At 61.8% G+C, this 12,530-nt stretch carries 8 protein-coding genes; 5 read left to right on the forward strand and 3 right to left on the reverse strand.

Translation table 11 applies throughout. From position 1 onward, the window contains the following. Positions 1-3: 3 nt before the first annotated feature. Complete coding sequence (locus C6558_RS10950; protein ID WP_107027235.1) at positions 4-1,797, forward strand: ABC transporter ATP-binding protein; 1,794 nt, start codon at positions 4-6, stop codon at positions 1,795-1,797. A 201-nt stretch (positions 1,798-1,998) separates the two neighbouring features. Here the strand turns inward: C6558_RS10950 and fba are convergent, their stop codons facing one another. Then, positions 1,999-3,042, reverse strand: coding sequence for a class II fructose-bisphosphate aldolase (gene fba, locus C6558_RS10955; protein ID WP_053248972.1), 1,044 nt, complete (start codon positions 3,040-3,042; stop codon positions 1,999-2,001). A 752-nt stretch (positions 3,043-3,794) separates the two neighbouring features. On the opposite strand from fba, the gene C6558_RS10965 reads away from it, so the two are divergent. Genes C6558_RS10965 through C6558_RS10980 form a run of 4 tightly spaced genes read left to right on the forward strand, consistent with a single transcriptional unit; the run spans position 3,795 to position 9,097 of the window. Continuing rightward, a complete protein-coding gene (locus C6558_RS10965) occupies positions 3,795-5,393 on the forward strand; it encodes a peptide ABC transporter substrate-binding protein (protein ID WP_025428689.1) in 1,599 nt (532 codons plus the stop codon). A 54-nt stretch (positions 5,394-5,447) separates the two neighbouring features. Then, positions 5,448-6,371 (forward strand): oligopeptide ABC transporter permease OppB, encoded by a 924-nt coding sequence (oppB, locus tag C6558_RS10970; RefSeq protein WP_025428690.1) that lies wholly within the window; start codon positions 5,448-5,450, stop codon positions 6,369-6,371. Next, positions 6,364-7,494: an ABC transporter permease gene (locus C6558_RS10975; protein ID WP_025428691.1), complete on the forward strand. Its 1,131-nt coding sequence runs from the start codon at positions 6,364-6,366 to the stop codon at positions 7,492-7,494. The genes oppB and C6558_RS10975 overlap by 8 nt, the downstream gene beginning before the upstream one ends. Position 7,495: 1 nt before the next feature. Beyond that, a complete protein-coding gene (locus tag C6558_RS10980; RefSeq protein ID WP_107027237.1) occupies positions 7,496-9,097 on the forward strand; it encodes an ABC transporter ATP-binding protein in 1,602 nt (533 codons plus the stop codon). A gap of 145 nt (positions 9,098-9,242) precedes the next feature. Here C6558_RS10980 and C6558_RS10985 read toward each other — a convergent pair whose 3' ends face one another. Beyond that, the gene (locus C6558_RS10985; RefSeq protein WP_025428693.1) at positions 9,243-10,610 is read right to left on the reverse strand and encodes a sigma-54 dependent transcriptional regulator; all 1,368 of its coding nucleotides are present in this window, start codon (positions 10,608-10,610) and stop codon (positions 9,243-9,245) included. Then, positions 10,607-12,433, reverse strand: coding sequence for a sensor histidine kinase (locus tag C6558_RS10990; RefSeq protein ID WP_107027271.1), 1,827 nt, complete (start codon positions 12,431-12,433; stop codon positions 10,607-10,609). The genes C6558_RS10985 and C6558_RS10990 overlap by 4 nt, the downstream gene beginning before the upstream one ends. Positions 12,434-12,530 lie beyond the last annotated feature (97 nt).

Genomic DNA, 12,530 nt, shown 5'->3' on the forward strand with positions numbered 1-12,530 from the left:
GCCATGTTCAGAATCTTCTTGCCGGGCCTGCAGCTATTGCGCGATGCGCTCGGCGGACAAATGCGTCTGCTTCCGGCCGTGGTGATTCTCGGCCTTTGCAGCGCAGCACTCGAGGGCGTCGGTATCGGCCTCATCATCCCCATGCTGGGCATCATTGCCGGCGATCAGGATCCAGCGGCATTGAACGGCGTCTCCTCGCTGTTCCAACAGGTCGGGTCGGGGCTGGACGACGGCGAGCGGCTGATTGTCATCGCAGGCGCGGCTTTTGCCTTGATCGCGCTCAAGAACGTCATCGCCTTTGCCAACACCGTGCTCGCGACCTTCATCAACGGCAAGGCAGGACACTCGATCCGCAGCGCCCTGTCGGGTCAGCTCCTGCGGGTCGGCTATCCCTTTTTCATGAAGGAGAATCCGGGGCGCCTGCTCAACATCATTTCAAATGAGTCCTGGCGGGCCTCCGATGCAATCCAGACCGTCCTTGCGGCGGTCGTGAATGGCTCGGCCGCCGTCATTCTCCTGGCATTCCTCCTACTTCTGTCCTGGCAGATGACGCTGTTCGTGGCGCTCGGCCTCGTTCTCGTCCAGCTCGTGCACTACGTCCTGTCTGCAACCCTCAAGGGGCCGAGCCGAGAAGTCACCTCCTTTAACAGCGAGCTTGCGGCTCGAATGCTCCATCTTGTTCATGCCGGTCGTTTGATACGGATATTCGGCCAGGAGGCGCGGGAGAAGGCCGTGTTCGATACGGCGTCGGATGCGGTCAGACGCGCCGGGTTCTCGCTACAGGCCCGTCAGGGCGTGCTGCCGCCACTCACCGAGACGCTCCACTCCGCCCTCTTCCTGGCTGTTGTTGTCGCCGCCTGGTCTGTCGGCGTCAGCTTTCCCGTCATCGTTGCCTTCGTGGTCCTGCTCTATCGATTGCAGCCGCACGTGCGTGCGCTGCAATTGTCCTGGAGCCAGATCCAGGGCTGGAGCGGCTCATTGGAGGAGGTGCGGTGGCTGTTGGACGCATCCGACAAGCCAAAGCCACCCGAGGGGAGGGAGCCATTCGATTGTCTGCGACAGCAGCTGAGATTTGATCGGGTGACCTTCCGATATCCGAGTTCTGGCTCGCGTGCCGTGGTGCTGCATGCCGCGACATTCAATATCCGTGGCGGCCGCTCGACGGCGGTCATCGGCCGGTCCGGTGCCGGGAAAACCACGATCGTCAATCTGTTATGCCGCTTCGTCGAACCGGACGAGGGGCAGATCCTCGTCGATGGTATCCCCCTGAACCGGATAGACCCGGTTCAGTGGCGGAACCAGATCGCGCTCGCCAGCCAGGACCTGGAATTGGTGGATGGTACGATCCTGGAGAACATCACCTATGGCCGGGAGGCGACGACCGCAGAAGTGGAGCACGCGGCCAGGATGGCCGAAGCACACGGCTTCATCGAAAGCCTGCCGCAGGGTTATCAAACCGTCGTCGGATACAGAGGCGCCAGCCTCTCGGCGGGGCAGCGGCAGCGGGTTGCCCTGGCCAGAGCCCTCGTGCGCGACCCCGAGATCCTGATCCTGGACGAAGCCACCAACGCGGTCGACGGCCTGTCCGAAGCTGCCATCGTCGAGACGCTGAAATCGAGGGCCGGGCACCGCACGACCATCGTCATCAGTCATCACCGCAGCACGATTTCATTTTGCGACGAGGTCGTCATCCTCGGCGGTGGCCGGGTGAAAAGCCAGGCGCCTTTCGCTGACGTGGCCACCTTGAGCATGGATCAGCTTTACGAGCATGAAGCGGCGGGCGAGCGCCGCGCCTGAATGAGCGCTGGGGCCGAGTGAGTACTTGGATATCGCTGGCCTGGCGTCCGCTCGCCGAACCAGCCATCGCGATCGAAACGAAATCGGCGCGCGGCCGCTTGATCACGGGCCGCGCGCCGACTGTTGTCTGTCGCCAAGCGCTCGAACAGGCCACCCCCGTTCCCGTCGTTCCATTGGGAAGAGGGGCGGCCGGTTCGCGGATCAGGCGGCTGCGTAGCGCTTTGCCATCTCCGGCAAGCGCAGGGTGCGGATCTTCGATGCCTTGCCGGCGGTGCGGAAGGCTTCGAAACGCTCCCTGCAAACTTCGGTCATGAGAGCCGTTGCTGGCTTTAGGTAGGTGCGCGGGTCGAAATTCTCCGGGTTTTCAGCGAAGTTCTTGCGGATCGTTCCGGTCATGGCCAGACGCAGGTCGGTGTCGATGTTGACCTTGCGCACGCCGAGCGGGATCGCCTTCTGGATTTCCGACACCGGAACGCCCCAGGTCGGCTTCATCTTGCCGCCATAGGTGTTGAACAGGTCCTGCAGATCCTTCGGAACCGAGGACGAGCCGTGCATGACGAGGTGGGTGTTCGGCAGGCGCTTGTTGATCTTTGCGATCGTCTCGATCGACAGGATCTCGCCATCCGGCTCGCGGGTGAACTTGTAGGCGCCATGGCTCGTGCCGATGGCAACGGCCAGCGCATCGACGCCGGTCTTGGTGACGAAGTCGAAGGCCTGTTCCGGATCGGTGAGCAGCTCCTCGCGCGACAGCTTGCCTTCGAAGCCGTGGCCGTCTTCCTTGTCGCCAGCGCCGGTTTCCAGGTTGCCGAGGCAGCCAAGTTCGCCTTCAACGGAAACGCCGGCCGCATGGGCGATCTTCACGACTTCGGCGGTGACCGCGACATTGTATTCATAGCTGGCGACGGTCTTGCCGTCCTTTTCCAGCGAACCGTCCATCATGACGGAGGTGAAGCCGTTGGTGATCGCCGAAATGCAGGTCGACGGCTGGTCGCCGTGATCGAGATGCAGACAAACGGGAATGTGCGGATATTCTTCCGCCGCACCAAGGATGAGATGGCGCAGGAACGCATCGCCCGCATAGGAGCGAGCACCGCGGCTTGCCTGCAGGATGACGGGGGAATCAGTGGCGTCAGCAGCGCGCATGACGGCCTGAATGTATTCGAGATTGTTCACATTGAACGCCGGCAGCGCGTAGTCGTTCTCCGCCGCATGGTCGAGCAGTTGCCGCAATGTGATCAATGCCATTCGATATCTCCCTTTAGTGTTTCGGCACAGCCTTGTGCGCCACGAAAAATGGTCCGGCGAAGCGCCGCACGTGCTTGCATCGACGCAATGTCGATGGCCGGATTGTCGTGCGGCGTGACAACGCGTGCGAAATGGTCGCGCCCACCGAAGTCTGGCGCACAATAGTTCATCAAAGTGGTTTGGCAACGGTCAAGAGGGCCCCTGCGAGGGGTGCCGAAGCCGCTTCAATCGATTTTACTGTGGACTGGATGCAACACAGCGGATCTAACCGTTTCGCTTTCTAGTGGTGCGCCGCGGATGAGCGGGTAGGGAAAGGTCAATACCACTTTTCCGTGTGTCGATGGTGGGTTGCACCGAGACAGAAAACACTTATAGGGAAACACAGTGTCGCTGCTGAGTGAACGCTTTGCAAGAAGATTGCGGCAAAGGCTCTGTTTCTTTCCGCACATTACGTAAACTGCGCCTTGAATTCACGAAATTTGCATCAGGGCCGATTCTTGCCGTTCTGGGGACAGAGCGGCGCCAGCATCTAAAACGTTGCAGTAGAAACGCGTGGATTGCCGCCCGGTTGTCACACCTGCGTCGCAAAAACGACGAAAAGGACCGCAAACGAAATACAACCTGTGATTTCGTAAAATTACAACTCTATAGATAAAGATGCAGCAGGTTGCAGAATCCGCCTTGCGTTCGAGAAAGATTTGCACTTCTCTCCTGCGATCACAAACCCAAAAAAGGGGAAGGAGAGAAACAAAATGGCATCACTGAAACTCAACCTAAGCGCCGCCGCGCTGATCGGCTCGTTGCTCATCGGAGCAAGCCCGGCTCTTGCCGAAGCTGTCCTGCATCGTGGCAACGCCGGTGAGCCGCAGACGCTGGACCAGGCCCATACGTCGATCAACATCGAAGAGTTCATCCTCAAGGATCTCTACGAAGGCCTGACGATCTATGACGCCTCGGGCAAGATCGTCCCGGGTGCAGCCGAAACGTGGGAGCTTTCGGACGACGGTACGGTCTATACCTTCAAGCTGCGCGCTGACGCGAAGTGGTCCGACGGTTCACCGTTGACTGCAGAAGATTTCGTCTTCTCGTTCCGCCGTGTCGAAGACCCGAAGGTCGCGGCCGGCTACGCCAACATTCTCTTCCCGATCAAGAACGCCGAAAAGGTCAACAAGGGTGAACTGCCGACCGACCAGCTCGGCATGAAGGCTGTCGACGACAAGACGCTCGAAATCACGCTTGAGCGCCCGACCCCGTTCTTCCTCGAGCTGCTGGCGCACCAGACGGCACTTCCGGTCAGCAAGGCAAGCGTCGAAAAGAATGGCGCGGACTTCGTCAAGCCGGGCGTCATGGTTTCGAACGGTGCATTCACGCTCGCCGCGCACGTTCCGAACGACAGCCTGACCGCCGTCAAGAACCCCAACTACTGGGATGCCGCCAACGTCAAGCTCGACAAGGTCATCTTCTACCCGATCGACGACCAGGCCGCCTCGGTTCGCCGCTTCGAAGCGAAGGAAATGGATCTCGCCTACAACTTCTCGGCCGATCAGCTCGATCGTCTGCGCAAGTCCCATGGCGAACAGGTTCATGTTTCGCCGACGCTCGCGACCTACTACTACGCCTTCGATACCCGCCAGGAGCCCTATAGCGACGTTCGCGTTCGTCAGGCCCTGTCGATGGCAGTCGATCGCGACTTCCTCGCCAAGGAAATCTACGCCGGCTCGCAGCTGCCGGCCTACTCGATGGTGCCCCCGGGCATCGAGAGCTACGGTGATCCGTCCAAGGCCGAGTTCGGCACCCTGTCGCAGCTCGATCGCGAAGACAAGGCACTGGCTCTGATGAAGGAAGCCGGTTACGGCGAAGGTGGCAAGCCGCTCGAAATCGAGCTGCGCTACAACACCAACCCGAACCACGAGCGTGTTGCAACGGCCGTTGCCGACATGTGGAAGAACACCTTCGGCGCCAAGGTGTCGCTGGTGAACCTCGACGTGTCCTCGCACTATGCCTACCTGCAGGAAGGCGGCAAGTTCAACGTTGCGCGCGCCGGCTGGGTTGCCGACTACGCCGACGCCGAGAACTTCCTCGCTCTCAGCCTTAGCTCCAACAAGACCTTCAACTACGGCCACTTCGAAAACGCTGAATTCGACGCGCTGATGAAGAAGTCTTACGAGGAGCAGGATCCGGCAGCTCGCTCCAAGCTGCTGCATGAAGCTGAAGCTCTGCTGATGAAGGAACAGCCGATCGCTCCGCTTCTGACCCAGGCCGACCTGTGGCTGGTTTCCGACCGCGTCAAGGGCTGGCAGGACAACTCGCCGAACCAGCACTTGAGCCGGTTCCTGAGCGTCGCCGAATAACGAACAGGGACGACGCGCGGTGAAAATGCCGCGCGTCGCCTCCGGAGCACGTCAATGATTTCCTTCATCCTTCGCCGATTGGCGAGTGCGGTGCCGACCTTGTTTATTGTCGTCACCATTTCCTTTTTCCTGATGCGGTTTGCCCCTGGCGGCCCCTTCAACCTCGAGCGTCCTCTTCCGCCACAAACAATGGCGAACCTGATGGCGACCTATCAGCTCGATCAGCCCCTGTGGCGCCAATACGTTCACTATCTCAGCAATGCGGTGACCGGCGACTTTGGCCCGAGCTATATCTACAAGGATAACAACGTCGCGCAGTTGATCGGCAAGGGCTTGCCCTATTCGATGGAGCTCGGCCTGTACGCACTGCTGTTTGCCGTGATCGGCGGCGTTACCGCCGGTACGATCGCTGCACTCCGGCAAAACAGCATCCTCGACTTCACGATCATGTCGGTCTCGACGCTCGGCGTCACCGTACCGAATTTCGTCGTTGGTCCTGTCTTGACGCTGGTCTTCGCCATCGTCCTGGCCTGGCTGCCGGCCGGCGGTTGGGGTGACGGTTCGTTGCGCTTCCTGATCCTGCCGATGATCGCGCTCGCACTGCCGCAGCTCGCGGTCTTCGCGCGGCTTACCCGCGGTTCGATGATCGAGGCGCTGCACACCGACCATATCCGAACGGCCAAGGCCTACGGCCTTCCGGCAAGGACAGTCGTCATCACCCACGCCATGCGCGGCGCGATGCTGCCGGTTGTCTCCTACCTCGCACCTTGCGCGGCGGCATTGCTCACCGGTTCGGCTGTGGTCGAGACGATCTTTACCATTCCGGGCGTCGGCCGCTACTTCGTCCTCGGGGCCATCAACCGCGACTATACGCTGGTGATGGGCACGGTCATTCTCGTCGCCATCTTCGTTATCGTTTTCAATCTTTTGGTCGACATTCTCTACGGCCTGCTCGATCCGAGGGTTCGCCATGACTGATGTCGTCCAGACGCCGGCGGTAACGCCGGAAACCAAGGGGCGCAGCCTCTTCCAGCTGGCGGCCATGCGCTTCAAGCGCAACCGCGCTGCCATGGCCGGCTGCGTCATGCTGGCCCTCATCGCAGTATTCTCGTTCCTCGGGCCACTGTTTTCGCCGCATACCTACGACCAGGTGTTCCCGTCCTACGTGAATATCGGACCAAGCCTCGAGCCGCGCCCTGACACGTCCACCCTGCAAGGGGTGATGGAAGGGATCGCAACACGCGCCCGCGTCACGCTCAAGGAGTTCAACATCGACGGTGAGACCTTCACCGCGACGATCACCTCGGAGCAGCCGATCGATGCCCGCGCGACGCGCTACTTCGATCGTGCCAACGAGTTCCGTGACACTCAGGTCGTGGCAACGGAGGACGAGGGTCGTACTCTCAAGGTGACCGGTCAGGTCAATCGCGAGTATTTCCCGTTCGGCACCGATTCGAACGGCCGCGATCTGCTGGTGCGCGTCATGCTCGGCGGCCAGATCTCGATTGCCGTCGGTCTCTTGGCAAGTCTCGTGTCGCTCGGCATCGGCGTCGTCTACGGCGCGACGTCGGGTTACATCGGCGGCCGCGTCGACAACGTCATGATGCGACTGGTGGAGATCATGTATTCTCTGCCCTTCGTCTTCCTCGTTGTCGTGCTCGTGGTCTTCTTCGGACGCTCGTTCATCCTGATCTTCCTGGTGATCGGCGCGGTCGAATGGCTGGATATGGCCCGTATCGTGCGCGGCCAGACGCTGGCGCTGAAACGGCGGGAGTTTGTCGGTGCAGCCCAGGCGCTCGGCCTGACGGACTGGCAGATCATCCGCCGGCACATCATTCCGAACACCATCGGTCCTGTCATCGTTTTCGTCACCGTCGTCGTGCCGAAGGTGATCCTGCTCGAGAGCTTCCTCTCGTTCCTCGGCCTTGGCGTTCAGGCGCCGCTGACGAGCTGGGGAGCGTTGATTTCGGAAGGTGCCAACAACATCCAGTCGGCGCCCTGGCTGCTGATCTTCCCGGCCATCTTCTTTGTTCTGACGCTGTTCTCGTTGAACTTCGTCGGCGACGGCCTGCGCGATGCGCTCGACCCGAAGGACCGCTGACATGGCTGACACAAACGAAACCATCCTGGCCGTTCGCGGCCTCAAGGTGAACTTCTCGACGCCTGACGGGACGGTCGAAGCGGTCAAGGGTATCGATCTCGACGTGCGTACGGGCGAGACTCTTGCTGTTGTCGGCGAGTCCGGCTCGGGCAAAAGCCAGACCATGATGGGCATCATGGGACTGCTCGCCAAGAACGGCACCGTTACCGGTTCTGCCCGCTATCGCGGTCAGGAGCTGGTGGGTCTTTCGCCCAAGGCGCTCAACGGCGTGCGCGGTTCCAAGATCACGATGATCTTCCAGGAGCCGATGACCTCGCTCGACCCGCTCTACACGATCGGCCGGCAGATCGCCGAACCGATCGTGCACCACCGCGGCGGCACGTTCAAGCAGGCGCGCAAGCGCGTGCTGGAACTGCTCGAACTGGTCGGCATCCCCGAGCCGGGTCGACGCATCGACAGCTATCCGCACGAGCTTTCGGGCGGCCAGCGTCAACGCGTGATGATTGCGATGGCGCTCGCCAACGAGCCTGACCTTTTGATCGCCGACGAGCCGACGACAGCGCTTGACGTGACGATCCAGGCTCAGATCCTCGATCTCCTGAAGTCGTTGCAGAAGCGCTTCGGCATGGCGATCGTGCTGATCACGCACGATCTCGGCATCGTCAAGCACTTTGCCGAACGCGTCGCGGTAATGCGCCGCGGCGAAGTGGTGGAGCAGGGAACGACCGCAGACATCTTCGAGCGGCCGCAGGCCGACTATACGAAGATGCTGCTCGCAGCAGAGCCGAGCGGCCGCAAGGCACCTCCGGCGGACGGCGCACCGATCATCCTTGAAGGTCGGGACGTCTGTGTCGACTACGCGATCGGCGGTGGGTTTTTCACCCGCGGCAATGCCGTCTTCCGCGCGGTCGACAAGGTCAACCTGCGGCTTCGCGAGGGCCAGACGATCGGCGTTGTCGGTGAATCCGGCTCCGGCAAGTCGACGCTCGGGCGTGCCTTGCTGCGGCTTTTGCCGAGCAGCGGCTATTACCGCTTCGGCACGACCGACATCTCCGGCTTCGACCGCGGCCAGATGCGCCCGCTACGGCGTGCGCTGCAATTGGTGTTCCAGGATCCCTATGGCTCGCTGTCTCCGCGCAGGACCGTCGGTGAAATCATCACGGAAGGCCTGCAAGTGCACGAGCCCTCGCTTAGCCGTGCCGATCGCGACCGTCGTGCCATCGAAGCGTTGAAGGAGGTCGGGCTCGATCCGGCCTCGCGCAACCGCTATCCGCACGAGTTTTCGGGTGGTCAGCGGCAGCGCATCGCGATCGCGCGTGCCATGATCCTGAAGCCGAAGGTGGTTATTCTCGACGAGCCGACATCGGCGCTCGACCGCTCCGTCCAGGGCCAGGTTATCGAGCTGCTGCGCGATCTGCAGCGCTCGCACGGCCTGTCCTACATCTTCATCAGCCACGATCTGTCGGTGGTGAAGGCAATGTCGGACTACGTGATCGTGATGAAGAACGGCAAGATCGTCGAGGAAGCCGATACCGACGGGATCTTCACTGCACCGAAGGAGCCTTACACCAAGACGCTCATCGGTGCGGCCTTCAACGTTTAAGGCGGAACCCTTACCAGGGCTTTGCAGGGGCGCGGCATCCGCGCCCCTGTTCTCGTTTTGGGTTGGGCGCAGCAGTGTCGCGGGTACGCGGTATTGCGGGGACACCATGCGCATGACGTCCGGCGTCGCCGCGTGGTCGCCGACGTTACCGCCCGTCGCTTTCGCCAGACATGTCCGTCGCAACGAGCTTCTTGTCGAGCCCGAATTTCTGCATCTTCTCGTAGAGCGTTTTCCGTGAGATGCCGAGCGACTCGTATACGGGCTTCAGGGCGCCGCCGTAGGTGGCTATGGCATTGGCAATCAGCCCCTTCTCGAACGCTGCGACCTTGTCGGCCAAACGGCCGCTGTTCGGCTCGGACGAGTTGATTTCGTTCGAAGCCGTATCGAGCCCAAGAACCAGCCTTTCGGCGGCGTTACGCAATTCGCGCACGTTGCCCGGCCAGTTGCGTTCCGCCATCTCGGCCAGCAGGTTCTGCGATACCTCGACTTCATCGCGGCCGTAACGAGCCGCGGATTCCCGTACGAGCTGCAGGAACAAGAGCGGAATGTCGGCACGACGCTGCGTCAGCGGCGGCACGCGCAGCGTCGCGACATTGAGGCGATAGAGAAGGTCGGGCCGGAAGCGGCCGGCGGCCACCTCCTGCTCGAGATCGACCTTGTTGGTAGCGATGAAGCGCACATCCAGCGGCACCACCTCGTTGGAGCCGAGCCGCGTGATCACGCGCTCCTGCAGGACGCGCAGAAACTTGGCCTGCAGATCGATCGGCATCGAGCCGATCTCGTCGAGCAGGATGGTGCCGCCGCGCCCATGTTCGAACTTGCCGTAGCGTGGACGGATCGCGCCGGGAAACGCGCCTGGCTCATGTCCGAAAAGCTCGCTCTCGATCAAGTTTTCGGGCAGGGCTGCACAGTTGATGGCGATGAAGGGATTGTTTGCCCGGCCGCTCAGATCGTGCAGGGTGCGGGCCACGACCTCCTTGCCGACGCCGGTGTCGCCGATGATCAAGGTGTCGGCATCAGAGGCGCCGATTGCGCGGACCCGATAGCGCAGATCGACCATGACCTGACTGCGGCCGGGCAGGCGTTGTTCGATGTCGTCGCGCTTGCCGGCCACCGCCTTGAGCCGCCGGTTTTCGAGTACCAGTGCGCGCCAGTCGAGCGCGCGGCGAATGGTGCCGGCGAGCATCTGGGCGGTGAAGGGCTTTTCGACGAAATCATAGGCGCCTTCGCGCATGGCGCGCACGGCCAGTTGAACGTCGCCATGGCCGGTGACAAGGATCACCGGCACCTCGACGTCGATCTCGCGGATGCGCTGCAGGAAGGTCATCCCGTCCATGCCCGGCATCCGGATGTCGCTGATGACGACACCGGGGAAGCTGAAACCGATGAACTCCAGGGCGTGTTCCGCGCTCGCGAAGGTATCGACGCGGAAGCCGGCGAGTTCCAGCGCCTGTGCGCTCGAATGGCGCAGCTCCTCTTCGTCATCGACAAGCAGGACGCGGCTCTCGATCATTCGGCGGCCTCCTGGCCCTGATCATCGGCGACGGGAAGTTCGATGCGGAATTCCGCACCGCCTTCGGCGAGGTTCGTGGCAGTCAGGCTGCCGCCGAAGTCCTTGACGATGTTGTAGGAAATGGACAGGCCAAGGCCTAGTCCCTTGCCGACGCCTTTGGTCGAAAAGAATGGGTCGTAGATGCGTTCGGCGATCGCCGCAGGTACGCCGGGACCGCGGTCGCTGACCGCGAGCACGACCTTGTCGCCGTCGCTCCAGGCGCGAAGCCGGATGTGGCGATCGTCCAGCCCCTCGACCGCGTCGGCTGCGTTGGAGATGACATTGACCAGCACCTGTTGCAGGCGGACAGAACCGGCGCGCACCACCAGCGGCGCTGGACCAAGATCGATGTCGACGTCGGCCGCGGCCGCCTTCAGCCTGACAGCGACGATCTCCATCGTGTCGCGCACGACATCCTCGATCAACACCGGCCCGAGCTTCTCATTAGGCTTGCGCGCAAAATTGCGCAGATGCCGGCTGATTGCGGCCATGCGGTCGACCAGGCCGGAGATGCGCCGGATGTTGTCACTTGCCTCTTCGGCCCGCCCACGCTCGATCAGCAAGGCTGCGCTGTCGGCATAGGTTTTTGCCGCCGCCAGTGGCTGGTTGAATTCGTGTGAAAGCGCCGCTGACATCTGGCCGAGGCCCGCGAGTTTACCCGCCTGGATGAGGTCCGCCTGGGTCCGACGCAATTGTTGCTCGGTCTGGCGCCGTTCGGCGACTTCTTCCTCGATCTGCACGTTGACGCGCGCAAGGTCCGCGGTGCGTTCGTCGACGCGTCGCTCGAGTTCGGCCTGGGCTTCCGCCTGCATCGAGATGCGCTCGTTGAGACGGGAGCGGCGCTGCCAGAGAATGGCGGCGGCAAGGCCGGTGAGGCATAGAAGCAGAAGGGCAGCGATGACGGTGGTCAGCGCCTGGGTGCGGACGGATGCCGTGTCGGTCAGCACATTCACAGTCCAGTCGGCATCGGCCATGTATTGCGACAGTAGCAGGTACTCCCGGCTCGTGTCGCTGGACGCGATCGTCATCAGGTCGTGATCAGTGAGGCTGGTGCGCGCGACAGGCAGTGCGCGCAAGGTGGCATTGGCATAGCGCCTTGATGTCTCCGTGCGTGCAAGCCGCTCCAGGGTCAGCGGCAGGACTGACGCATAGAGCCATTCCGGCGTGCCGGACATGAAAATGATGCCCTCCGGGTCGGAAACGAAGATCTTGTATTCGCCTCCCTGCCAGGATGCCTCGATGCTCTCGATATCCACCTTGAAGACGATGACGCCGCGAATGTCGTCACCCACGCGGATTGGCGAGCCGAAATAGTAGCCGCGTTTCAACGATGTCGTGCCGAGTGCGTAGAAGCGGGATTGCTGCCCGCGCAGGGCTTCCTGAAAATAGGGGCGATAGCTGAAATTCTGCCCGACGAAGCTCGTCGGACCGTCATAGTTGCTGGCAGCTATCGTGTCGCCGTCCGGCGTGATCACATAGATATCGGATGAGTTGAGAAGTGCATTGATATCTTTGAGATAGGCGTTCACGGCCTCTCTCAGCCGGCGGTCGCGCGGTCGTGTCGCAAGTTCACGGATGTCGTCGTGGTCGGCGATCAAAGCGGGCAGAGCCTGGTAGCGGTTGAGGTGACCATCGAGGGCCGCCACTGCGAGCCTCAGTGCCGTATTTGCCTGCGCCGATGCTTCATCGAGATAGCTGCGCGTGGCCACGGCATTGCCTTGCCAGGCAAGCGCGGCAACCGCCAGCGGCAGCAGGATGACAGCAACAACCAGGCGGTATTTCACGGAATGTCTGGGCTCCTCCTCCCGCACGTTCCCGACAGCCACAATGTGGCCGATGCCGATCTTAAGCAGCAGCCGATCCACCCACAAGGCACGGATC

It is taken from the genome of Ensifer sp. NM-2 (assembly GCF_003024455.1).
Lineage (GTDB): Bacteria > Pseudomonadota > Alphaproteobacteria > Rhizobiales > Rhizobiaceae > Ensifer > Ensifer canadensis.